At 34.4% G+C, this 24,759-nt stretch carries 28 protein-coding genes and 1 pseudogene; 28 read left to right on the top strand and 1 reads right to left on the bottom strand.

The genetic code is table 11. The features are described 5' to 3' along the window. The first annotated feature begins 3 nt into the window (after window positions 1–3). Window positions 4–147: a zinc ribbon domain-containing protein gene (locus BMX09_RS10480; RefSeq protein ID WP_407645254.1), complete on the top strand. Its 144-nt coding sequence runs from the start codon at window positions 4–6 to the stop codon at window positions 145–147. A gap of 127 nt (window positions 148–274) precedes the next feature. Here the strand turns inward: BMX09_RS10480 and BMX09_RS10110 are convergent, their stop codons facing one another. Then, window positions 275–424, bottom strand: coding sequence for a hypothetical protein (locus BMX09_RS10110; RefSeq protein WP_177159570.1), 150 nt, complete (start codon window positions 422–424; stop codon window positions 275–277). Between the two features lie 164 nt (window positions 425–588). On the opposite strand from BMX09_RS10110, the gene BMX09_RS07370 reads away from it, so the two are divergent. The 27 genes and pseudogenes from BMX09_RS07370 to BMX09_RS07240 all read left to right on the top strand — a co-directional run. Beyond that, window positions 589–1,650 carry a M24 family metallopeptidase gene (locus BMX09_RS07370; RefSeq protein WP_089747286.1) on the top strand — a complete coding sequence of 354 codons (1,062 nt, stop codon included), beginning with the start codon at window positions 589–591 and terminating at the stop codon, window positions 1,648–1,650. Between the two features lie 216 nt (window positions 1,651–1,866). Further along, entirely contained in the window at window positions 1,867–2,652 is a 786-nt protein-coding gene (locus BMX09_RS07365) for a phosphotransferase family protein (RefSeq protein WP_089747283.1), read from the top strand. Between the two features lie 31 nt (window positions 2,653–2,683). Further along, window positions 2,684–3,352: a tRNA (guanosine(46)-N7)-methyltransferase TrmB gene (trmB, locus tag BMX09_RS07360; RefSeq protein ID WP_089747282.1), complete on the top strand. Its 669-nt coding sequence runs from the start codon at window positions 2,684–2,686 to the stop codon at window positions 3,350–3,352. A gap of 21 nt (window positions 3,353–3,373) precedes the next feature. Then, window positions 3,374–3,712: a hypothetical protein gene (locus BMX09_RS07355; protein ID WP_245711146.1), complete on the top strand. Its 339-nt coding sequence runs from the start codon at window positions 3,374–3,376 to the stop codon at window positions 3,710–3,712. Between the two features lie 72 nt (window positions 3,713–3,784). Further along, a complete protein-coding gene (gene pepA / locus BMX09_RS07350; protein ID WP_089747278.1) occupies window positions 3,785–4,870 on the top strand; it encodes a glutamyl aminopeptidase in 1,086 nt (361 codons plus the stop codon). Window positions 4,871–4,901: 31 nt separating this feature from the next. After that, entirely contained in the window at window positions 4,902–5,516 is a 615-nt protein-coding gene (gene ytpR / locus BMX09_RS07345; protein WP_089747276.1) for a YtpR family tRNA-binding protein, read from the top strand. Between the two features lie 35 nt (window positions 5,517–5,551). Continuing rightward, window positions 5,552–6,901, top strand: coding sequence for a hypothetical protein (locus tag BMX09_RS07340; RefSeq protein ID WP_089747274.1), 1,350 nt, complete (start codon window positions 5,552–5,554; stop codon window positions 6,899–6,901). Between the two features lie 25 nt (window positions 6,902–6,926). Further along, window positions 6,927–8,258, top strand: a complete 1,332-nt coding sequence (gene murC / locus BMX09_RS07335; protein WP_089747273.1) for a UDP-N-acetylmuramate--L-alanine ligase — start codon at window positions 6,927–6,929, stop codon at window positions 8,256–8,258. A gap of 127 nt (window positions 8,259–8,385) precedes the next feature. Continuing rightward, the gene (locus BMX09_RS07330) at window positions 8,386–8,997 is read left to right on the top strand and encodes an NfeD family protein (RefSeq protein WP_089747271.1); all 612 of its coding nucleotides are present in this window, start codon (window positions 8,386–8,388) and stop codon (window positions 8,995–8,997) included. Next, window positions 8,985–9,992: a flotillin-like protein FloA gene (floA, locus tag BMX09_RS07325; protein ID WP_089747270.1), complete on the top strand. Its 1,008-nt coding sequence runs from the start codon at window positions 8,985–8,987 to the stop codon at window positions 9,990–9,992. The genes BMX09_RS07330 and floA overlap by 13 nt, the downstream gene beginning before the upstream one ends. A 2-nt stretch (window positions 9,993–9,994) precedes the next feature. Beyond that, the gene (locus tag BMX09_RS07320; RefSeq protein ID WP_089747268.1) at window positions 9,995–10,831 is read left to right on the top strand and encodes a hypothetical protein; all 837 of its coding nucleotides are present in this window, start codon (window positions 9,995–9,997) and stop codon (window positions 10,829–10,831) included. 136 nt (window positions 10,832–10,967) lie between these two features. Next, window positions 10,968–11,612, top strand: coding sequence for an SDR family NAD(P)-dependent oxidoreductase (locus BMX09_RS07315; RefSeq protein WP_089747266.1), 645 nt, complete (start codon window positions 10,968–10,970; stop codon window positions 11,610–11,612). Window positions 11,613–11,794: 182 nt separating this feature from the next. Then, the gene (gene tgt, locus BMX09_RS07310) at window positions 11,795–12,940 is read left to right on the top strand and encodes a tRNA guanosine(34) transglycosylase Tgt (RefSeq protein WP_089747265.1); all 1,146 of its coding nucleotides are present in this window, start codon (window positions 11,795–11,797) and stop codon (window positions 12,938–12,940) included. A gap of 101 nt (window positions 12,941–13,041) precedes the next feature. Further along, the gene (gene yajC, locus BMX09_RS07305) at window positions 13,042–13,380 is read left to right on the top strand and encodes a preprotein translocase subunit YajC (protein WP_089747263.1); all 339 of its coding nucleotides are present in this window, start codon (window positions 13,042–13,044) and stop codon (window positions 13,378–13,380) included. Between the two features lie 9 nt (window positions 13,381–13,389). Beyond that, complete coding sequence (locus BMX09_RS07300; RefSeq protein WP_089747260.1) at window positions 13,390–13,674, top strand: post-transcriptional regulator; 285 nt, start codon at window positions 13,390–13,392, stop codon at window positions 13,672–13,674. A 161-nt stretch (window positions 13,675–13,835) separates the two neighbouring features. Continuing rightward, entirely contained in the window at window positions 13,836–16,472 is a 2,637-nt protein-coding gene (gene adhE / locus BMX09_RS07295; protein ID WP_089747258.1) for a bifunctional acetaldehyde-CoA/alcohol dehydrogenase, read from the top strand. A 191-nt stretch (window positions 16,473–16,663) separates the two neighbouring features. After that, the gene (locus BMX09_RS07290) at window positions 16,664–17,065 is read left to right on the top strand and encodes a metal-dependent transcriptional regulator (protein ID WP_089747256.1); all 402 of its coding nucleotides are present in this window, start codon (window positions 16,664–16,666) and stop codon (window positions 17,063–17,065) included. Between the two features lie 102 nt (window positions 17,066–17,167). After that, window positions 17,168–17,776: a superoxide dismutase gene (locus BMX09_RS07285; RefSeq protein WP_089747253.1), complete on the top strand. Its 609-nt coding sequence runs from the start codon at window positions 17,168–17,170 to the stop codon at window positions 17,774–17,776. Window positions 17,777–18,145: 369 nt separating this feature from the next. Then, window positions 18,146–18,790, top strand: coding sequence for a 3-keto-L-gulonate-6-phosphate decarboxylase UlaD (locus BMX09_RS07280; protein ID WP_177159571.1), 645 nt, complete (start codon window positions 18,146–18,148; stop codon window positions 18,788–18,790). Window positions 18,791–18,805: 15 nt separating this feature from the next. Next, on the top strand, window positions 18,806–19,867 hold the full coding sequence (ulaG, locus tag BMX09_RS07275) for an L-ascorbate 6-phosphate lactonase (RefSeq protein WP_089747250.1): 1,062 nt from the start codon (window positions 18,806–18,808) through the stop codon (window positions 19,865–19,867). Between the two features lie 109 nt (window positions 19,868–19,976). Next, window positions 19,977–20,411, top strand: coding sequence for a PTS sugar transporter subunit IIA (locus tag BMX09_RS07270; RefSeq protein WP_089747247.1), 435 nt, complete (start codon window positions 19,977–19,979; stop codon window positions 20,409–20,411). Window positions 20,412–20,436: 25 nt separating this feature from the next. Next, window positions 20,437–21,900, top strand: a complete 1,464-nt coding sequence (locus tag BMX09_RS07265; protein WP_089747246.1) for a PTS ascorbate transporter subunit IIC — start codon at window positions 20,437–20,439, stop codon at window positions 21,898–21,900. Between the two features lie 67 nt (window positions 21,901–21,967). Next, entirely contained in the window at window positions 21,968–22,255 is a 288-nt protein-coding gene (locus BMX09_RS07260) for a PTS sugar transporter subunit IIB (protein WP_089747243.1), read from the top strand. Between the two features lie 10 nt (window positions 22,256–22,265). After that, entirely contained in the window at window positions 22,266–22,958 is a 693-nt protein-coding gene (locus BMX09_RS07255) for an L-ribulose-5-phosphate 4-epimerase (RefSeq protein ID WP_089747240.1), read from the top strand. A gap of 6 nt (window positions 22,959–22,964) precedes the next feature. Then, window positions 22,965–23,801 (top strand): L-ribulose-5-phosphate 3-epimerase, encoded by an 837-nt coding sequence (locus BMX09_RS07250; protein WP_089747238.1) that lies wholly within the window; start codon window positions 22,965–22,967, stop codon window positions 23,799–23,801. 241 nt (window positions 23,802–24,042) lie between these two features. Beyond that, complete coding sequence (locus tag BMX09_RS07245) at window positions 24,043–24,264, top strand: helix-turn-helix domain-containing protein (protein WP_089747236.1); 222 nt, start codon at window positions 24,043–24,045, stop codon at window positions 24,262–24,264. Window positions 24,265–24,507: 243 nt separating this feature from the next. Beyond that, a pseudogene (locus BMX09_RS07240) lies at window positions 24,508–24,759 on the top strand (hypothetical protein); the annotation flags it as partial.

The following is a 24,759-nucleotide window of genomic DNA, read 5'->3' as shown; positions in this document are numbered from 1 at the left end:
CAAATTTGTAGCCATTGTGGCAATAGAAAACATCTCAACCTAACTGATAGAACATATTGTTGTGAATGTGGTCTTGAGTTAGATAGAGATATAAATGCTGCACTGAATATAAAAAACGAAGGACTTAGAATCCTCATGGGTGCATAATAAAAAATAGGTTATAGTAGGGTAGGAACTACCCAAACTTATACGCTTGTGGACTTTTTGTAAGACGGAGGAATAATCCATTAGATTAGGAAACGCAGGAGAGGACGAAACAAGAAGTACCTAAACTTTAGCTTAGTGTGTAGTTCACCCAATTGATTAGTCCGTTGACGATTAAGCGGCTTTCTTTTGTTGTTAAATTGGCCTTTAATTCTTCGGTGTCAATTGCAATTCCACGGATATCTGAACCGTTTTGCAATGATAATATATTGGAATTCATAATTTTTCCTCCTAAAATACAGTTTTGTTAATCTATTTATCATACTATAAGATATTATTATTAAGAAAGCGCTATTTTATTTTATTTGCTAAAAATTAAATTGTTGCTAGCCAAAAGTTTTGCTATACTATTTAATGAACAATAATAAATTTGGAGGGAAGAATATGAGTAGAGTAGCAAAAGTAAGAGAATTAATGAAAGAACAAGAATTAGATGGCTTTATTTTATATAGTCCATATAATTTGCGTTATTTAGCAAACTTCACAGGTACAACAGGTTTTATCTTATTAACTTTAGAGAAAGCTTTCTTTGTAACTGATGCGCGTTATACACAACAAGCACAAAAGCAAGCACAAGGCTTTGAAGTTATTGAACACAAAACTGGTTGGGTTCAAATGATGGCTGATATTATTCAAAAAGAAAATATTCAATCTTTAGGATATGAAGCAAGTCATTTAACAGTTGAAATGTTAGATATTTTTGAAGATTATTTTTCAGCTGATATGATTCCAACTTATGGATTAGTAGAACATGTTCGTGAAATTAAAGATGATAAAGAATTAGATACCATTCGTAAAGCTTGTAGTATTTCAGATGCAGCTTTCTTACATATCTTAAATGTTATTAAACCAGGTATGCGTGAGATTGATGTTGCAACGGAATTAGATTTCTATATGAGAAAACAAGGGGCAACAGGTGTGTCATTTGATACAATCGTTGCTAGTGGTGTACGTTCTTCAATGCCTCATGGGGTAGCTTCAGACAAATTAATTGAACAAGGTGATTTTGTAACATTAGACTTTGGTTGCTATTATGAAGGTTATGCTTCTGATATGACAAGAACAATTGCTGTGGGCGAACCAAGCGATATCTTAAAAGAAATTTACGACATCACTTTACAAGCACAATTAAAAGTAATTGAAGCAGCAGGTCCAGGTAAGACAGGAAAAGAATTAGATTTAATTGCTCGCGATTATATTGCTTCTCGTGGATATGGTGATAAATTTGTTCACTCAACTGGTCATGGTTTAGGATTAGAAGTACATGAAGCTCCAAATGTTAATCGTTTAGCAGACCAAAAATTTGTCCCAGGAAATGTGATTACTGACGAACCAGGAATTTACTTACCAGGAATCGGTGGTGTACGTATTGAAGACGACTTAATTATTACTGAAACAGGTTGTGAAGTTATTCAAAAAGTAACAAAAGAATTAATTATTTTATAAAAACCAATTAACTCCAAAAGACATCTTCATAAAAAAGCTAATTTTATGGAGGTGTTTTTTGCGTTTATAAAGCAAATTTTTGAAATATCATTAATTTATAACGCTTTTTATGAAAATATCCAATAGATTGCTTGACGTATAAATCTAAAAACAATAAAATAAAGAATGAGACATTAGTTATAGAGTTAACAATAAGTAGAATTAAGGATGAAGAAAATGGATGTATATATGGACTATTCAGGCTGGGAATTAGAGCCTGTTGGTGGAGACACAGGGCAAGCTTATAAAGGAACAAAAGATCAAGAGAGAGTCTTTCTAAAAAGAAATTCATCTCCTTTTTTAGCTGCATTATCAGCTGAAGGAATTACCCCAAAATTAATATGGACCAAGCGTGTTGGTAATGGCGATGTTATTACTGCCCAAGAATGGTTAACAGGTAGAGTATTAAGCTCTGACGAAATGTCTTCCACTGAAGTGATTAACTTACTTCAGCAAATTCATCACTCAGCTACTTTATATAATATGTTAACTAGAATTTCTTGCGAGGAATATATTCCAGAACGCTTTTTAGTAGAGTACTTTGAAGATTTACATGTGGCTTTAAGAGAGAATTATTTTCTTAACACGGTTGTAGATTATTTATCAGAGAATCTGCCATTTGTTAGTAAGGGAGATATGACAGTTTGTCACGGCGATTTGAACCGTCGCAATTTCTTTAAGGAAGATAATGGCCGTTTATATTTAGTCGATTGGGAAATGGTACGATTAGCCGAACCTTTATCAGATTTAACAATGGTAATGGTGCAATATATCGAGCCAAGCCAATGGAATGAATGGTTAGAATGTTATGGTGTGAAGTTTTCAAAAAATGTTCATCATCGCGTAAAGTGGTATTCACTAATGAATTGCTTATTTTTAATTAAGAAGAATTACTATGAAGAAAAATTCCAAGAAATGAATCAAAAAATCACATTAGCCAAATATATTCTAGCTAATTATTAAAAAATAACAGGAAATTAACAGGAGGAAGATTGTGCGTTTAAGAAATAAACCATGGGCACCTGAAAAAATTGCTGCCCACCCAGAGTTAGTAGTAAGTAATCCAGAAGAATGGAAAGGTAAATGGCAACAACGTTTTCAAAATGATAACCCAATCCATATTGAAATTGGTATGGGAAAAGGTCGCTTTGTAACAGAAATGGCTAAACAAAATCCACATATTAACTATATTGGGATTGAATTACAAGCAAGTGTTGTTGTAGTAGCGATGGATAAAGCTTTAGAGGCTGGGGTTGATAATTTACAATTATTACACGTCAATGGTGGCGATGTAACAGATTATTTTGAACCAGGAGAGATTAGCTTATTATACTTAAACTTTTCAGATCCATGGCCTAAAAAACGTCATGAAAAACGTCGCTTAACATACAAATCATTCTTAAAATCATACGAAACAATCTTACCTAAGAATGGTGAAATTCACTTTAAAACAGATAACCGTGGATTATTTGAGTATTCATTATGTAGTTTCTCACAATTTGGTCTAGTATTAAAACAAGTATGGTTAGATTTACATGCTGTGGATATGCCAGGCAACGTTATGACGGAATATGAAGAAAAATTCTCTGCAAAAGGTCACCCAATTTATCGTGTGGAAGCAGTTTTCCCTGAAAAGAGACTTAGCCACGAATTAAAAGATTAAACTTAGAAAGGAAGATTCATTATGGCACAGCATAAAGAATATTCTGTTGGGAAATTAATCATCGGCTCATTAGTTGGTATGGGTTTTGGACTAGGAGCATTCTTAACAGCAAAGTATTATGAAACAAAAGAAACAGATCCAGATATTATTTTGCAAAATGTTAAAAAGATTTTTCGTCAAACCATTGGCGAAATTGAAGGTTCATGGATTGAAATGCAGCCGATTCATTATGGTGGAGATTTTGACAAACTAGTATATTATGGAGGCATCACTTGTATAAAAGATGCAGATTTAGTGCAATATGAATTTGTTGCAAATGCCAAGACTGGTGAGTTAATCGAGTTATATCGTATCGACTAAGCTGGAGTAATCCAGCTTTTTCGTTGTAAAAGAATAAATAAGAGAGAATAGATAAAAAGGAGTCAGATAACGATGGAAGAAAAAACATTTAAATTAATTAAAGAATTAACAGAAGTTCAAGGGACAAGTGGATTTGAACGTAATGTTAGAGAGATGATGATCGAAAAGCTAACTCCTAATGTTGATGAAATTCAATTAGATGGTTTAGGTAGTGTGTTTGGGATTAAACATACTAAAGTAGAAGATGCACCACGTATTATGTTAGCAGCTCATATGGATGAAGTTGGCTTTATGTTAACACAAATCACTCCAGAAGGTATGTTCCGTGTACAACCATTAGGCGGCTGGAACCCATATGTTGTTTCAGCACAACGGTTTACATTACAAACAAGAAAAGGAAACTATCCAGTTATTTCCAGTTCAGTACCACCACATTTATTACGTGGAACAAATGGTGCGGGGCAAGTTAAAGTGACAGATATCTTATTTGATGGTGGTTTTACTTCTAAAGAAGAAGCAGAAGAATTCGGTATACGTCCTGGTGATACAATCGTTCCACTAACAGAAACAATTTACACTGCTAATAAAAAACGTATTATCTCTAAAGCTTGGGACAATCGTTATGGTTGTACAATCGTTAGTGAAGTAATGGAAGAATTAAAAAATGAAGAATTAAACCATACACTAATTGCTGGTGCGACTGTTCAAGAAGAAGTTGGTTTACGTGGAGCTCGCACAGCTGTTCACAAATTCAATCCAGATTTATTCTTTGCGGTTGACTGTTCACCGGCTAATGATTTAACAGGAGATAAAATGGCTTATGGTAAATTAGATGAAGGATTCTTATTGCGTATTCAAGATCCAGGAACTATTCTTTTACCAAAAATGCGTGAATTCTTATTAGATACAGCATCAACTCACAATATTCCTTATCAATATTTTGTATCACAAGGCGGAACAGATGCTGGAGCTGCTCATGTATCAAATAATGGTGTGCCTAGTGCGGTTATTGGGGTATGCGCTCGTTATATCCACACTCATCAGACAATGTTCTCGATTAAAGATTACGATGCAGCTAAAGAAATGGTCTTACAAACAATGAAATCATTGGATAAAAGTACTGTAGAAACAATTTTAGGCGGCAAATACGTTCGTTAATTTACACTAATTAATAAAGGGGAAATAAAATATGTGGATTAGTTTTTATAATAATAAAGGTATTGGTGATACATTACTATTAACTGCTGGCAATTGTGATCGTTATGATGCAGTAGTCACAAGAAATGGCGATGTTACTCAAGTTGTTAATAAAGAAAATAATGAAGTTATTGGCTACAATATTCATGAAGTATCTAAATATGTAATAATCGATGCAAATGGACATTTTGCTTTAACTCCAGAACAACAAGAAGTGGTTATGAACTTAATTAAAGATGCTGGATTTGATGTAGCGAATTTAGATTTAACTCCTAAAGAAGCATTAGTTGTAGGATATGTTGAAGAATGTGTTCCTCATGAAGATTCAGACCACCTAAACGTAACACAAACTCGTGTATCAGACGACACAGTATTACAAATCGTTTGTGGTGCACCAAATGTAGCTGCCGGACAAAAAGTTGTTGTTGCAACTCCTGGCACAGTTATGCCAAGTGGGGCAATTATTTGGGCTGGCGAATTACGTGGTGTGCCAAGTGCTGGTATGTTATGTTCAGCTCGTGAATTAGGTTTAGAAAACGCGCCACAAGTAAGAGGGATTTTAGTATTAGATGATGATGCAGTAGTAGGAACACCATTTATTGGCTAATAATAGCTCGAAAAAGTCAGAAAGGGGGATGAAAGTTGGATAATACTAATTTTATGAAGGGACAACACCATAGTAAGCTATCAAAAGATGCAAGAAATATAGGCTTTCCGAATTATATGCGAGAAGCGTATCGTTTCCCTAAAAAAGCAACTGATGAGCAAGTAGAAATGAATGATCTAGAAGAGAGTGTATCTTATGAAGTTTCAGTGAATGAACTAGAAAAGAATTTGTTGGAGTCAGATTCTTATGTTACTTATAGAGAAGAACCGGCTTTTATCGCCACTCGTCACGAAGAGCACCATTCACCGTTACATTCTGAATATTCAGTTTTCCAATCATTTCGTGAACAAGAAAACCAGTCACCACGTCAAAAGAGTCATCTACGTGAGTGGGAAAGTTCTATGAAACAGGTTACAAGACAGCCATTCAAGCCAAGTGTCGTACCTTCTGCTTTAAAAGGAATTTCATTAAAAAAGGTTGAAACGGTTAATTATCAATATTTAAAAGATCAATTAAAGCAAATGGCAAATGATGTGTTATTATTTGAAGAAGCAAGCAAACTTGATGTAGATAAAGTCGACGTGCACGTGGAAGCAGCACCTATTACTGAAGCGCCTGTAGAAGAGCCAATAGCATCTATTACTGAAACGCCTGTAGAAGAGCCAATAGCACCTGTTAGTGAAACACCTACAGCAGCGCCAGCAGCGCCTATTATTGAAACGCCTGTAGAAGAGCCAACAGCGCCTATTATTGAAACGCCTACAGCAGCGCCAGCAGCACCTGTTATTAAAACACAAACAACAGAAACAGAATCGTCAGAAATATCTACGCCTACACTGTCTGAAGAAGATGAATTAATTCATGATATAAAAGTGATGGAAGAATTAATGGAACCAGATAAGACAATTGAGGAAGCGTTAGCTGAATTTGAAGCTACGAAAACAGTAGAAGAACTAATAGATTCACCCGCAAAAGCCTCTAAAGAGCAAACTGTACAAAAAGATGATGCACATAACGAAGAACAAGTAGAAGATATAGCGAAAAGGACGGATTCAACGCAACAACAAGCAAGTATCGATACAAACAATACAGCTCAGTCAACAGAAAAAACAAACATTGAAGCGCAACCGACACATTCGCAATCTTCAGTGTTACAAACAAAAGCAGTAGAAACTTCTACTGGTAAAGTATTACAACAAGTTATTACTGACACAAATGTTGAAGAATTAGCTTCCAATCCATTACCCAGAAAACAGCGTCGAGCAATGAATCGTTCACTATCCTGGATAATGGAACAAGAAGAAGGTAAAATAAACTTACCATATCCATATAGTTATAGTCGAAAAGAATTAGAAGAGAGTATGTTGTCTTCTAAAAAATATTAAACGTTAAAGTTGATGGGAGAAAATTATGAATAAAGAACAAACAATCCATTTTACTGGAATTAAAGGTTGCGGCATGAGCGCATTGGCATTAGTCTTAAACGGTGAAGGCTATAAAGTCCAAGGATCAGATTTACCGAAATATTTCTTTACACAAAAAGGATTAGAAGAAGCAGAAGTACCAATGTTTGAATTCAATCCAGAAAATATTACAAAAGATATGTTAGTGATTGCTGGGAATGCTTTCCCGGATTCACATGAAGAATTGGTTGCAGCACGCGAAAAAGGTGCTGAAGTCGTTCGTTATCACAAATTCTTAGGGGAATTATTAGCCGGTTATACAAGTGTGGCTGTTACAGGTTCACATGGTAAGACTAGTACAACAGGTTTATTATCACATGTATTGAGTTCAATGTTTCCAACAAGTTACTTAATTGGTGATGGTACGGGCTTTGGTGTAGTGGATTCGAAATATTTTGTCTTAGAAGCTTGTGAATACAAACGTCATTTTATGGCATATCACCCAGATTATGCAGTTATGACAAATATTGATTTTGATCACCCTGATTACTATACAGATATTGAAGATGTACAAAGCGCTTTTGAAGCATTTGGTCGTCAAGTTCAAAAAGGTATTATTGCTTGTGGTGATGATGAACGTTTACGTCAAATCGACACTACAACACCAATTACTTTCTATGGTATTAATGAAAATAATCAAGTAGTTGCAAAAAATATTGAAAAAGATACAAATGGTAGTCACTTTGATTGTTATATCGATGGCGAATTATTTGGTCATTTTGATATTCCAACTTATGGTACGCACAATATTTTAAATGCTTTAGCAGTTATTACTTTCTTCTACTTAAATGAATTAAGTGCTGAAGAATTAGCCAAACATTTAAAAACATTTAATGGGGTAAAACGTCGCTTCTCTGAAAAGAAAATTAATGATATTACCATAATTGATGACTATGCGCATCACCCATCTGAAATTCGTGCAACATTAGATGCAGCACGTCAAAAATATCCTAATAAAAAAGTTGTGGCTGTCTTCCAACCACATACTTTTACAAGAACGATTGCTTTAATAAGTGAATTTGCTCAAGCATTATCACTTGCAGATGATGTTTATTTATGTGATATTTTTGCTTCAGTTCGTGAGACTGGAGGACAAGTGTCAATTCAAGATTTAGCTGATTTAATTGAAAAAGAAGCAGAAGTGTTAGATGTAGAGAACTTATCACCATTATTAAAATATAAAGATGCAGTAATTGTCTTTATGGGTGCTGGCGATGTTCAAAAATTTGAATTCGCTTATGAACGCTTATTGAGTGATACAATGCCAAATAAACAATAAAGTGTAGAAGTCTGGATGATTAGCAATATGCTAGTTGTTTAGGCTTTTTTGATACGATTTTTGTATAAAAGCGCTTTTTCACATGGTATAATCAAGGTGTAATAAATTTTGAAATGGAGGGGGTTAGATGGATTTTTTATTACTCAGTATTAGTTTAGTAGGCATTATTATGGTGTTATTTTCAAAGCGTAATATTTTAGGAAGTATCTTGGCATTTAGTGGGTTCACGATTTATTTTTTTGTGCAAGCGAATCATACTTGGCTAGTTGGCGTAATTTTGTTAACGGGCTTTGTGATGTGTTTGTTTGAATTAGTGATTCCTGGAGTGGGCGTTTTAGGATTTCTAGGGATAGTATTTTTAGTGTATGGATTATACTTATCAAATGGGAATCTGGTGGATGTCTTACTTGATATTTGTTTATCAGGGATTTTAGGTGCTACCTTAATAACGGTCTTAATTAATAAGGGGTATACATTACAATTTGGTAATAAGATTGTCTTAGAAAATGTCTTAGATAAAGGAAATGGCTATTCAGCAGGTAAGGATTATTCTGAGTTATTGAATCAATCTGGTATAGCGACTACTATTCTGCGTCCGGTTGGTAAAGCGTTAATTGCGGATGTCGAATATCAAGTTATTAGTTCAGGCAAAGTAATTGAGGAAAGTACCCCAATTAAAGTAATCGCTGTTGAAGGTAATAAAATTGTTGTAAAGGAGGAAGATGAATGTTTGATTTAGTTAGTTTAGTGCAAGGGAATACTAGTTTTATTGGCTTAGTCATTATGATGTTAGTGATTTTAACGATTGTATTGTTATTCTTTAGATTTGTTCCAATTGGCTTATGGATTACGGCTTATTTTTCTGGCGTTAAGATTAGCGTTGGGACTTTGGTGGGGATGCGTTTGAGAAGGGTTAGTCCGCATCGTATTGTGCAACCAATGATTAAAGCTACAAAAGCTGGTTTGGTGATTGATATTAATAGTTTAGAGGCTCACTATTTAGCTGGTGGGGATGTTAATATGGTGATTGATGCATTGATTGCTGCTCAACGTGCCAATATTGATTTGGAATTCGAACAAGCCGCTGCGATTGATTTAGCTGGTCGTAATGTATTTGAAGCCGTGCAAGTATCTGTTAACCCTAAAGTGATTGAAACACCGATTATTGCCGGGGTAGCGATGGATGGTATTGAAGTTCAAGCTAAAGCTAAAGTTACCGTACGTGCCAATATTGAGCGTTTAGTTGGGGGGGCTGGTGAGGAAACCATTATTGCCCGTGTTGGTGAAGGGATTGTTACGACAGTCGGTTCAGCTGAGCGTCATACATTTGTTTTAGAAAATCCAGATTCAATCTCGCAAACAATCTTGAAAAAAGGTTTGGACTCTGGAACAGCCTTTGAAATTCTATCGATTGATATTGCCGATGTCGATGTCGGTCGAAATATCGGTGCCAAATTACAAGCAGAACAAGCTGAAGCCGATAAGAAAATTGCACAAGCTAAAGCCGAAGAACGTCGCTCATTAGCGGTCGCTCAAGAACAAGAGATGTTAGCAGAAGTACAACGCATGCGTGCTAAAGTAGTTGAGTCTGAGTCACAAATTCCATTAGCAATGGCAGAAGCTTTACGTAGCGGAAAATTAGGTGTGATGGACTATTATAATCTTAAAAATGTCCAATCAGATACCGAAATGCGCAATGCCATTAGCCAATCATCAATAGAAGAACGTGATTAGCGATGGGTGGATTTTTCTATTTATTTATTGTGTATGTCATTATTATATTTTTTGGTAAAATAGCAGAGAATATTAAAAAGCAATCAACACCTTCCGCTAAGAAGAGTAGCACATTTTTAAATGAATTAACTAGTCTATTAGAAGATGATAGTCAACCACACAAAAAACAAGTAATGAATACACCAAGTAAAAAAAGAAACAAACAACAGATTCAAAATACTCAGAAAAAGCATGCAAAAAAACAAACATCACTTAAACGCAATGCCACAAAGGAAATATCTCAAAAGCGCAATGCTAGAAGGAATGACGCTACAGCTAGTAAGCCAATGAACCAAACACTAGAAACTAAAAATAGAGTTGTCTTTCCAGTAAGTGAATTGGAAAATCCAAAATCTTTAGCAACCACAAGTCAAAAGAATACGGATGCGACTGCCATTCTATGTGATTTATTTATGGAGTTGCAAGATTATTTGCGTGGGGTATCGCTTGAGAGTTTACCAATTTCGCGACTAGATCGTGAATTTATAGCGGAATTTATGACAATATCAAATGACGGCTTCCATTATACAAGTCGCCATGAATTTATCGTTTTGGCTGGTCGGTTTGAACGGATTGTCTTTAAAAATCCTGGGTTACCAGACCCATTTGTTAAACGGATTAAAAAAATTACCGATTATGTCGTATTTTTACAGACCGGACAAAAGAATACTGCCAAACCTGCTAAAGAAGTTATGAAAGCTACTAGCACTAAGGCGAAAAAACCAGTCATGAAATTAAATAAATTAACGCAAATGGTAGTTTATAAAGAAATTTTTGATAAACCCGTTTCCAAACGTTAATACTATGAGAGTAGTAGCAGAAATGTTACTGCTCTTTTTGTTATTGTTAGGATAATTGAAAAGATGATGTAGCAACTAAACACTTCTTATGATAGAGTGAAAGAGAGAAAATGAACAAGGAAAAGGAGAACTAAAGATGAAAATTTTAGTAACGGGAACAACGCGCGGAATTGGTCGTGCAATCGCCATTAAATATTTAGAAACAGGACATCATGTGATTGGTTTGGACATTTTACCAGCTAGTATTGAACATGATTTATATACTCATATTACTCAAGACATTTGTGATGAATTACCAGAAATTTCTGATTTGAATATTATCGTCAATAATGTTGGGGTACAAGAAAGTGGTCGTGACTTGGAAGTGAATTTAGAAGCAAGTATTCGCGTAACTGAAAAGTATGCTTTCCAACCAGCGATAAAGTCGGTCTTATTCATGGCTAGCGCCAGTGCAACGACTGGGGCGGAATTCCCGTGGTACGTGGCTTCAAAAGGTGGTATGGTAGCTTATATGCGTAATGTGGCTTTAAGAATCGCAGAATACAAAGCAACAAGTAATAGTATTAGTGCTGGTGGTGTGATTACTGAATTGAATCAGCATATTTTAGAGGATGAAAAGTTATACCGGGCCGTATTAGACGAGACCATCTTAGATAAATGGTGTGACCCAGAAGAAATCGCTGAATTAACCTATTATTTAACGATTATTAATAAGAGCATTACCGGCGAAGATATCTTTATCGATAATGGTGAAAAAATTAAATCGAATTTCATTTGGTAATGAGATAAGTAGCAAGCATTTTTCTGACAAAAATCTCCCCAATAAATAAGTGTTTTTAGCGGAAAATATAGACAAATTAAGCCTTTTACGATAAAGTATAGAGGATGACTGTAGAAGAAAAGGTTTTACACGATTAGTAGAATCTTTCTTTTTTTATGGATAAAGTAAAGGAGAATTTAAAAATGACTGAACCAGCAATTAAATATCGCTTAATTAAAACAGAAAAACACACAGGGGCTCGTCTAGGGGAGATTATTACCCCTCACGGAACATTCCCGACACCAATGTTTATGCCAGTTGGAACATTAGCAACTGTAAAATCAATGGCACCAGAAGAATTAGATGAAATGGGTGCTAATATCATCTTAAGTAATACCTACCACTTATGGTTACGTCCAGGAGCAGATATCGTGGATGAAGCTGGAAAATTACATAATTTCATGAACTGGAATAAAGGGATCTTAACTGACTCAGGTGGTTTCCAAGTATTCTCATTAAGTGACATGCGTCAAATCGAAGAAGAAGGGGTTCATTTTAGAAATCACTTAAATGGCTCAAAAGAATTCCTATCACCAGAAGTATCAATTGATGTTCAAAATAAATTAGGTGCGGATATTATTATGAGTTTTGATGAATGTCCAGATTTCCACCAACCATATGAATATGTAAAAGATTCAATCGCACGTACAACTCGTTGGGCTGAGCGTGGCTTAAAAGCTCATAAATCACCAGAAACACAAGGATTATTCGGTATCTTACAAGGTGCAGGTTATAAAGATTTACGTCTTGACCATGCGAAAGATATGATTTCACTAGATTTTCCAGGTTATTCAATTGGTGGATTATCAGTAGGAGAAACAAAACAAGAAATGAATGAAGTATTAGATTATGTTACACCATTAATTCCTGACAACAAGCCTCGTTACTTAATGGGTGTTGGTTCACCAGATGCATTAATCGATGGCGTTATTCGTGGCGTGGATATGTTTGATTGTGTATTACCAACTCGTATTGCTCGTAATGGTACATGTATGACAAGTCAAGGACGTCTAGTTGTTAAAAATGCTAAGTATGAACGTGACTTTGGGCCAATCGATCCAAAATGTAATTGTTATACTTGTCGTAATTATTCACGTGCTTATGTGCGTCACTTATTCAAAACAAATGAAACATTCGGCTTACGTTTAACAAGTTATCATAACTTATACTTCTTAATTAACTTAATGAAAGATGTGCGCCAAGCAATTATGGATGATAATTTATTAGAATTCAGAGAAGCGTTTTTTGAAGAGTATGGCTTAAATGTTGCCAATCCGAAAAACTTTTAAAAATTTATTAAGTTTGCAGATGAAAGTTTTGTGAACTAGTAATTTATTAGAAAATTTGATACAGTAATAAAGTAAATCATAAGAAAGAATGGAGAGTAAAAATGAGTACACAATTAATTATTTTAATTTACGTTGCATTAGGTTTAATGTATATTTTAGTAGTAAGAAAGAAAAAGAAACGTGATAAAGAACATTTAGAAAAAATGAAAAACCTAGAAGTAGGAGCACACATTGTTACAGTGGGTGGCTTACATGGTATTGTTTCCGAAATTGATAATGAAGAAGGCACAGTAGTTTTAGATTGTGAAGGTATTTATTTAACATTTGAACGTAAATCAGTATTACGCGTGGTAGAAGAATCAGCTGAAGAAGTTGTGACTCCAGAGATTGAAAGTGAACCTGAAGTAGAAGAAGTAACTGAAGACAATGAAGCACAATAGAGGTTGGTAATGAATCCTACTATTAACGATGCGTATCTTGATTCAGTAAAGAAGGGGCTTTCTTTAAAAGTATTAGAGTTTTTGGAATTAGGTTATAATAGTGTGACTGTGGATGATTTAAGCTATTATGTGACTGAATATTTATGGAAACATCAAGTACCCGAAAATGAGACTGAAAGAATGAATCAAATTATGCAGATAAAACCAAATGATTATTGGGATTTCATTTTATTAGAAGTACAAGTCGCAAAAGTGAAACCCCTAGATCAAATCGATATATGCGAATTATTTTAGTGACTGAGGGAGTGAGAAATCACTCTCTTTTTTTATGGAAAAAAATTCTTTTAAATGAAAATGTTTACATTATGAAAAAGTTGTAATTTGTAGTTTACATCACAAAGAAAATATTGTATTATATGTATGTGATAAAAATAACAAGCAATGGAGGATTCCTTATGGGAGACAAAGTTAAAGAGCAAAAAAATGTTCAAGAAATGGTAAATGAATTAGTAGAAAAAGGTCTAGTTGCCTTAGAAGAATTTCGCAATTTAGATCAAGAGAAAGTCGATTATATCGTGGCTAAAGCGTCTGTTGCAGCTTTAGATCGTCATGGAGAATTAGCACTACATGCAGTTGAAGAAACTAAGCGTGGAGTGTTTGAAGATAAAGCTACAAAAAACTTGTTCGCTTGTGAGCATGTTGTTAATAATATGCGCCATATTCGTACAGTTGGTGTGATTGATGAAGATGATGTTACAGGTTTAACATTAATTGCTGAACCAGTTGGAGTTATTTGTGGAGTGACTCCAACAACAAATCCAACATCGACTGCAATTTTTAAATCATTAATTTCATTAAAAACTCGTAACCCAATTATTTTTGCTTTCCATCCGTCAGCACAAGAAAGCTCAGCTCATGCAGCTAAAATCGTTCGCGATGCAGCAATTGCAGCTGGCGCACCAGAAAATTGTGTTCAATGGATTGAAATGCCTTCATTAGAAGCAACCAATGCCTTAATGAATCATGAGGGAATTGCAACAATATTAGCTACTGGTGGTAATGCAATGGTGAAAGCCGCTTACTCATGTGGTAAACCAGCATTAGGTGTAGGGGCAGGTAATGTTCCAGCATATGTTGAAAAATCTGCAAATATTCGTCAAGCAGCTCATGATATCGTAATGAGTAAATCATTTGATAATGGTATGGTTTGTGCTTCTGAACAAGCTGTTATTATTGATAAAGAAATTTATAATGAATTTGTAAAAGAATTTAAGTCTTACCATACATATTTTGTAAATAAAAAAGAAAAAGCAATGTTAGAAAAATTCTGTTTTGGCGTAGATAGTGAAGCTAAAAACTATAGTGATGCTAAATTAAATCCAAATATTGTTGGGAAATCAGCAGTATGGATTGCAGAACATGCAGGTTTCTCAGTTCCTGAAGATACAAATATTTTAGCGGCAGAATGTAAATTTGTTGGAGAAGCTGAACCATTAACTCGTGAAAAATTATCTCCAATTATTGCCGTATTAAAAGCTACTAGCCGTCAAGATGGTTTAGAAAAAGCACGTCAAATGGTTGAGTTCCACGGTTTGGGTCACTCAGCAGCTATTCATACAGAAGATAGTGATTTGGCAAAAGAATTCGGTACAATGGTGAAAGCTATTCGTGTTATTTGGAATTCACCTTCAACATTTGGTGGTATTGGGGATGTATACAATGCCTTCTTACCATCATTAACATTAGGCTGTGGTTCATATGGCCATAATTCAGTTGGCGATAATGTTAGTGCGGTAAATCTATTAAATATTAAAAAAGTAGGGAGACGTAGAAACAATATGCAATGGTTTAAAGTTCCTTCTAAAATTTACTTCGAACGTGATTCAATTCAATACTTACAAAAAATGAAAGATGTTGAACGTGTGATGATTGTTACTGACCATGCTATGGTTGAGTTAGGATTCTTAGACCGTGTGATTGAACAATTAAACTTACGTCGCAATAAAGTAACTTACCAAATCTTTGCAGACGTTGAGCCTGATCCAGATATTACTACAGTTGAACGTGGAGCAGAATTAATGAAACACTTCAAACCTGATACAATTATCGCTTTAGGTGGTGGTTCACCAATGGATGCTGCTAAAATTATGTGGATGTTCTATGAGCAACCAGAAGTCGATTTCCACGATTTAGTGCAAAAATTCATGGATATTCGTAAACGTGCTTTCCGTTTCCCTGAATTAGGTGAAAAAGCTAAATTTGTTGGTATTCCAACGACTTCAGGTACAGGTTCAGAAGTGACACCATTTGCGGTTATTTCAGATAAGAAAAATGGTCGTAAATACCCAGTAACTGACTATTCATTAACACCAACAATTGCTATCGTTGACCCAGCATTAGTAATGACTGTTCCAGGATTTGTTGCAGCTGATACAGGTATGGACGTATTAACTCACGCAACAGAAGCTTATGTATCAACAGTTGCAAATGACTACACAGATGGATTAGCATTGCAAGCTATTAAATTAGTCTTTGAAAGTTTAGAAAGTTCTGTTAAAAATGCAGACTTTGCTTCTCGTGAAAAAATGCATAATGCTTCTACCATGGCAGGTATGGCGTTCGCTAATGCATTCTTAGGTATGTCTCACTCATTAGCTCACAAAATTGGTGGGGTATTCCATACAGTTCATGGACGTACAAATGCGATTCTGTTACCATATGTTATTCGCTATAATGGTACGAAGCCAGCCAAAACTGCAACATGGCCTAAATATAACTATTACCGTGCAGATGAAAAATATCAAGATATCGCTCGTTTATTAGGATTACCATGTTCAACACCTGAAGAAGCAGTTGAAGCTTATGCTCAAGCTGTCTATGATTTGGGTTGTAAAGTTGGTATTAAGATGAACTTTAAAGATCAAGGCGTTGATGAACAAGAATGGATTGCTAAAGCACGTGAAATTGCCTTCTTAGCATATGAAGATCAATGCTCACCAGCTAACCCAAGATTACCATTAGTATCAGATATGGAAGAAATCCTATTAGATTCTTACTATGGTTATAAAGAACGTCCAGGTCGTCGTAAATAATTGAGTATTTAATTAGTAAAATAACGCAATCGTTTCTGATTTTTTAGGATGCGGTTGCGTTATTTGTTTGTATTTATGTCATAAAGGCAGTTAGAATCGAGATAATTCTAATGAATTTAATTGTAATTCTAAGTAATAAAATGCTATAATTTTAGTAAATGAAGGAATAGGAAAAGAATGGAGTGCTGCATATGACACCGAATAAAGAAGATTATATTAAAGTCATCTACAAATTAGGAGGTGCGGAAAATATTGTTAGTAATAAGAATATCGCTAGTACCTTACATGTTTCTGGCGCATCAACTACGGAAATGATGAATAAATTAGTAAAAAGTAATATGATTGAGTATATTCCTTATCAAGGAGCTAAGTTAACAACAGGTGGAATTAAAGTTGCTAAAGAATTGATTAGAAATCACCGTATTTGGGAAGTGTTTCTAGTGCAAGCTTTAGGATTTGAAAAGCATGAAGTTCATGAACAAGCCGAGTTATTAGAACATGTTTCTTCAGATGAATTAATTAAACGCCTAAGCAAATTTTTAAATACACCAACTCATTGTCCGCATGGAAGTGAGATTCCAACAGATATCTAATGTGGTTTGAGCATATTAATTTAAAATTATTCTAAACTATGATAAGCTTTATTTGTAACAGATAAGTTAAGCTGTTATATCTATTTATTAGGGGGAAGAAAAATGACTTATACATTACCAAAATTACCATATGCTTATGATGCATTAACACCATATATCGATGAAATGACTATGACAATTCACCACACAAAACACCACAATGGCTATGTAGCAAATTTAAATGCAGCAATTGAAAAATATCCAGAATTATTTGAAAAAACTGCTGAAGAATTAGTAACAGATTTACAAGCTGTACCAGAAGATATTCGTGGAGCTGTTAGAAATAATGGTGGCGGACATGTTAACCATTCACTATTCTGGCAAGTGTTATCACCAAATGGTGGTGGCGAACCAACAGGAGAATTAAAAGGACGTATTGATGAAACTTTCGGAAGTTTTGAAGCCTTCAAAGAACAATTTTCAACAGCAGCTAAGACTCGTTTTGGCTCAGGTTGGGCATGGTTAGTGATGAACAATGGCGAATTAGAAGTTATGTCTACACCAAATCAAGATAGCCCATTATCAGTTGGTAAGACACCAATTTTAGCATTAGATGTATGGGAACATGCATACTACTTGAATTATCAAAATCGTCGTCCGGATTATGTAACAGCCTTTTGGAATGTTGTTAATTGGGAAGAAGTAGAAAAACGTTACAACAAAGTAAAATAATATACAACTGAAGATGAGCTACTTTCTTTTATGAGTAGAACAACAGATGAAACCAAGCATATGAATTGTTTGGTTTCTTTTTTTGATTTTAGGGCAAATACACTTAGAAAGTGACATTAAAATCTATCAATAATTACTTCTAGCCAGTAAAACAATAGCAATTAGCTTGATTTTATTCTGCGAAAAATACGTATATTTTCAACTTGAAACAATCATAAAAAAATAAAAAAGATTGTTTATTCGACATATATTGTACATGTAAACGTATTCAGTTATACTCTAGGTGAGTTAATTACTAGTAATTGAACATAAAACAATCATAAACAAACAAGACGTTGTTCATTTTATGATTATTTCACAAAAGGAGAAATGAGCATGGGGATTCCAAATTTACAAGTTGCATTAGATCACAATCGTATTGAAGATGCAATAGTTGATGCGATTGCAGTAGGAAATGAAGTAGATATTATTGAAGCTGGAACAATTCTTTGTCTAAATGAAGGGGATAAAGCGATAAAATGTTTGCGCAATTTATTCCCAAATAAAACATTAATTGCAGATACAAAATGTGCTGATGCTGGTACAACAGTTGCTCGAAATTGCAAGTTGGCAGGTGCTGATTGGATGACAGTCATTTGTTGTGCGACGATTCCAACCATGGAAGCTGCTTTGAAAGAAATGGGCACATTACAAGTAGAGCTATATGGTGATTGGACGTTTGAACAAGCACAACTTTGGTTAGATGCTGGTATTGATCAAGCTATTTACCATCAAAGTCGTGATGCTCTATTATCAGGTGGAACTTGGACAGAACAAGATTTACAAAAAATCAAAAAATTAATTGATATGGGATTCAAGGTATCTGCAACAGGTGGATTAACATTAGAATCACTAAAATTATTTGAAGGATTAGATATTTATACATTTATTGCGGGACGTGGCATTTGTGCTACAGAAAATCCTGCAGAAACTGCCAAAGAATTTAAAGCAGAAATCAAAAGAATTTGGGGATAATTAGGAGGAAGAAACATGGCTAACATTAAAGACGTAACGAAAGAATCTTGGATTTTATCAACTTTTCCAGAATGGGGAACTTGGTTAAACGAAGAAATTGAACGCGAAGAAGTAAAACCTGGAACATTTGCAATGTGGTGGTTAGGTTGTACAGGTATTTGGTTAAAATCAGAAGGTAATACAAATATTTTATGCGACTTATGGTGTGGTTCAGGTAAACGTACTCATGGCGATGGCAAAATGAGAATGGGACACCAAATGCAACATATGAGTGGTTGTCTAAATGTTCAACCAAACTTACGTGCCCAACCATTCGTTATTGATCCATTTGAAATTAAAAATGTAGATGCTTTAGTGGTTACTCATATTCACTCAGATCACTTAGATATTAATACAGCAGCTGCGGTTAATAATAATTGCCCAGAAGCAAAATTCATTGGACCACAAGAAGTTGTTAATACATGGTTAGAATGGGGAGTACCTGAAGAAAAAACAATCGTTGTACACCCAGGAGATACCGTTAAAGTGAAAGATATCGAAGTAGAAGCTTTAGAAGCATTTGACCGTACTGCATTAGTTACTGCTAAAGATGGCGAAGTATTAAAAGGAAAAATGCCTCAAGATATGGATGAAATTGCTGTTAACTATTTATTTAAAACAACTGGTGGAAATGTATACCATGCAGGGGACTCTCATTACTCAAATATGTTTGCTAAACACGGAAATGAACACCAAGTTGATGTATGCTTAGGTGCATTTGGTGAAAATCCTCGTGGAATTACAGATAAAATTACTTCAGTAGATATATTGCGTATGGCAGAATCATTAAATGCTGAAGTAGTTATTCCAGTTCACTATGATATTTGGACTAATTTCCAAGCTGATCCTAAAGAAATTACTGAATTATGGAATATGAAGAAAGATCGTCTACAATATAAATTCAAACCATATATCTGGCAAGTTGGTGGTAAATATGTTTACCCAACAGATAAAGATAAGATGGAATTTAATTTCTATCGTGGATTTGATGATGTGTTTGCAATTGATAATGATATTCCATTCCCGTCATTCTTATAATTGATAGAGTTAGAGTTGTTGAATACGCCTGTTAGTATTAAACTTTCAGGCGAATTCACTAGTAAAAAATGTATGCGTTTACTTTAAGGAAATTACGGAGGTTGGAGCTATGTTAAATGAGATTATTACTAAAAGACGTTATTCTTTTCATGAAAAATTTGATTCTTGGGAAGATGCTGTAAGAGCTGCTTGTGTACCATTAGAAGAAGAGGGGGTTATTGAAAAAGAATATTCATCTTATATCATTAATAATGTTCATGAATTTGGACCATATATTGTGATTGCCCCAGATATTTGCATCCCACACGCTCAAGAAGGTCGTGGTGTTAATGAGACAGCCATTGCTTTTATGCATGTTAAGGAGCCTGTTGACTTTGGTGAGGAAGCGGACTATACAGCTAGATTATTCTTTGTATTAGCTTCAACTGATAATGAAAAGCACTTAGAAAATTTATCGGAATTAGTATCATTATTGGAAAATGAGGAAATTGTTGAAAAATTTGTAGCGGCAAAATCATTTGAAGACTTACAAGAATTGATTTAAAAATAAAAATATGGGGGAAAGTATCATGGAATTTTTATTGACTGTTTGGAAGTTTTTTGAAACTAACATCTTAACCAATCCGGCATTTTTCGTTGGATTTCTTGTGTTAATTGGGTATATGTTACTTGGGAAAAAATGGTATGACTCATTAGCTGGTTTTATTAAAGCTGTTGTAGGGTATTTGATTTTAAACGTAGCTGCAGGTGGTTTAGTAGTAACTTTTAGACCAATTTTAGCAGGATTAAAAGAACGTTTTGAATTAAATGCGGTTGTTATTGATCCTTATTTTGGTCAAACAGCAGCCCAAAAAGCAGTTGAGGATGCAGGACGTTCATTTAGTTTAATGTTAATGGTATTATTGGTTTCGTTTTTAGTTAATTTATTGCTAGTTGTTTTACGTAAATGGACAAAAGTACGTACAGTATTTATTACTGGACATATTATGGTTCAACAATCAGCAACTGCATTATGGTTATTACTATTTGCCTTCCCTGACTTACAAGATATGAAAATTGTCTTAACTTTAGGGGTTGTTTTAGGATTGTATTGGTCAGTAGCCTCTAACTTAACGGTTGAACCAACACAAAACCTAACAGAAGGTGGCGGATTTGCCGTTGGTCACCAACAAATGATTGGTATTTGGCTTGTAGATAAATTGGCTCCAAAATTAAGTAAAAAAGATTCTAAGAAATTAGAAGATATTGAATTACCAGGATTTTTATCAGTATTTAAAGATAGTGTTGTTGCAACATCAATTCTAATGTTTGCCTTCTTTGGGATAATTATGGCAATTTTGGGGAAAGACTTAATGATGACAATCGACCAAGCATATGGAAAAACAGGAGGAGCTCAATCTTACTTCTTCTATATTATGCAAAAATCACTTACCTTCACAGTTTACTTACAAATCTTACAATTAGGTGTTCGTATGTTCGTATCTGAGTTAACAGAATCATTCCAAGGAATCTCAAATAAATTATTACCAGGATCAATGCCAGCAATCGACTGTGCAGCAACATATGGTTTTGGACCAACCAATGCCGTAACAATTGGATTCTTATTTGGTGCATTAGGTCAATTTGTTGCAATCTTAGGGTTAATTGTTTTCAAAAGTCCCGTATTAGTTATTACAGGATTTGTTCCAGTATTCTTTGATAATGCTACGTTTGCAGTCTTTGCTAATCATAAAGGTGGATTAAGAGCAGCAACAATCTTAACTTTCTGCTCAGGTATTATTCAAGTAATAGGTGGGGCAATCGCAGCATATGTCTTCACTCTAGCGCAATATGGTGGATGGCATGGTAACTTTGACTGGGATACAGTGTGGGTAGTATTTGGATTATTATTCAAATATGCAGGTTGGATTGGTGTTGGATTGGTCATTGTATTATTACTAGCAATCCCACAATTACAATATCGTAAAAATAAAGAATATTACTTTACAGTAGCAGAAGATTATGAAGAGTATGTCGAAGCAATTAGCAAATAATGAATAAAAATACAATTTCTAGAGGTTGAAAAATACCTCTAGTCTAACATGATAAGGAGTGGAAAAAATGAAAGTATTAGCAGCATGTGGAAGCGGAATGGGATCAAGTCAAATTATTAAAATGAAATTAGCAAATGTCTTTAGAAAACAAGGGATTCCAGTTGAAATTCATCACTGTGCCATTGGTGAAGCAAAATCAATCGCTAGAAACTTTGATTTAATATTTTGTTCAAAAGCTTTAACAGATATTTTTGAAGGAGCAAATCTAGGTAATGCAAAAGTGATTGGCTTACAAAATTTATTATCAGAAAAAGAAATTACACAACGTTTACTTGAAACATTAGAAGAAAAGTAGGTGAGAGTTGATGGGATATGAATCATTAAAAGAACGTGTATTAAAAGCAAATTTATTATTACCACAGTATGGATTAGTAAAATTCACTTGGGGAAATGTATCAGAGATTGATCGTGAAAAAGGCGTTATCGCTATTAAACCTTCAGGCGTTGAGTATGATGTAATGACAGCTGAAGATATTGTGGTAGTCGACTTAGATGGTCATAAAGTGGAAGGCTCATTAAAGCCATCATCTGATTTGGATACGCATTTAGAATTATATCGTCAATTTCCCAATATTGGAGGAGTAGTACATACGCATTCTTTATGGGCTACAACTTTGGCTCAAGGTGGGCAAGGAATTCCAGCATTTGGGACAACTCAGGGAGACTACTTCTATGGCACAATTCCATGTACTCGTGATATGACAGATGAAGAAATTAATGGCTCTTACGAATTAGAGACAGGTAAAGTAATTGTTGAGACTTTTAAAGACTTAGATCCAACAGCAATTCCTGGAGTATTAGTAAAAAATCATGGACCTTTTGCTTGGGGAACAGATTGCTTTAATGCTGTTCATAATATGGTCGTTATGGAAGAAGTTGCTCATATGGCTTGGAATAATTTGGTCATGAATCCATCACTTACAGAAATGTCACAAACAATATTAGATAAGCATTATTTGCGTAAACATGGGGCAAATGCTTATTACGGACAGGGGTAGAAATAGATGTATGAATTAGGTTTATATGAAAAATCAATGCCAAATACTTTATCCATTAAAGAAAAACTTACTATTGTTAAAGAAACAGGATTTGACTTTTTAGAATTAAGTATTGATGAATCAGATGAAAAACAAGCTCGTTTAGATTGGACAAAAGAAGAAAGATTCCAATTGGTTCAAGATATGTATCAAGTTGGAGTGCCGATTCGTTCGATTTGTCTAAGTGGTCATCGTAAATATCCATTTGGCTCACATGATGAATCTATTAGACAGCAAAGCTTAGTAATAATGAAAAAAGCGATTGATTTGGCAGATGACTTAGGGGTTCGTATTATTCAATTGGCAGGATATGATGTCTATTATGAAGAAGGCGACGCAGATACATTAGAATGGTTTATTGATAATTTACGAATCGCAGTTGATATGGCTAGTCAAAAAGGCATTATCTTAGGCTTTGAAACTATGGAAACACCTTTTATGAACACAGTAGAAAAATCAATGCGTTTTGTGGAATTAATGGATTCACCATATTTACAAGTCTATCCGGATTCAGGTAATTTAAAAAATGCTTCACTTGAACCAGGAGCTAAAAATGTTTATGAAGACATCTTAATTGGTAAAGGTCATATTGTAGCTGCTCACTTAAAAGAAACGATTCCAGGACATTATCGTGAGATTCCATTCGGTACAGGACATATTGATTTCAAAAAAATGATTGCTAGTTTCTTAGCAATTGGTGTCAAACGATTTACTGGTGAATTTTGGTATGTTGGTCAAGAAGATTGGAAAAAAGATATCATTGAAGCAAATCAATTTTTACGCTCATATTTTCCAAATAAATAAATGATAAACTTTCTCGTAGGATTGGTAATAAACCAATTTTGCGAGTTTTTTAAATTTAGTGACAAGAAATCTCCGAAGCTTTAGCTTAGTGGGATGAATTCTTATATCAAGATATTTTTGATACAATCATTATTGAGGGAGATAAAATGAATGATTGTAAAAGTGGAAGCCATAATAACTATTTGTGACAATATCATCAAAAAAATATATAGAAAAGCAAGGTTAGGAGGTGTTGTAAATAATGAACTATAATAAAGCTATCAAGTATAGAATCTACCCCAATAAAAATCAAAAAGAATTATTGCAAAAGACATTTGGTTGTTGTAGAAAAATATGGAACTTAATGTTATCAGACAAGATTGATTATTACAGAGAAACAAAAGAATCATTGAAAACAACACCTGCCCAGTATAAAAAAAACTACCCTTACCTAAAGGAAGTAGATAGCCTAGCTTTAGCTTAGTGTGTAGTTCACATTTTAGAGCTCTTCGTCAAATAGTCTTGATAAAGTGACATTAGAGAGTATCCAGCTTAGTCTATATGATTTCTTTTTTGTAAATTTTTCAGTGGAATGGTTAGTATTTGAATAGAAAGCAGTAATAAAAATAATACAAAATCAAATCAAAATATTGTAAAATATAAATAAGAAAAGTCGAATATATCAATAAAAGATTTCGTCAATTTGGCGAGAAGTTAGGAGGAGAAAATGAAGGTGAAAAAAGTACTATTAACAACTGCTGCACTTACGCTAGGCTTAGTGGCAACAAGCCTTACCTCACAAGGCATCACCCAAACTGCCTATGCTTTTGAAAGTGGCTGGCAAGGGAATAATTTTTTTAAAGCAGACGGTACACAAGCTAAGGATGAATGGGTAGAATACAATGGTCATTGGTATTTTATTACTCCTAATTCTGTTTACGCCCACGATACATGGAAGGGTGAATACTACCTAAAACAA

Source organism: Granulicatella balaenopterae (assembly GCF_900111135.1).
Classification (GTDB): domain Bacteria; phylum Bacillota; class Bacilli; order Lactobacillales; family Aerococcaceae; genus Granulicatella; species Granulicatella balaenopterae.
The sequence above is the reverse complement of the archived record's forward strand: the minus strand, read 5'-3'. Positions and strand labels throughout refer to the sequence as shown.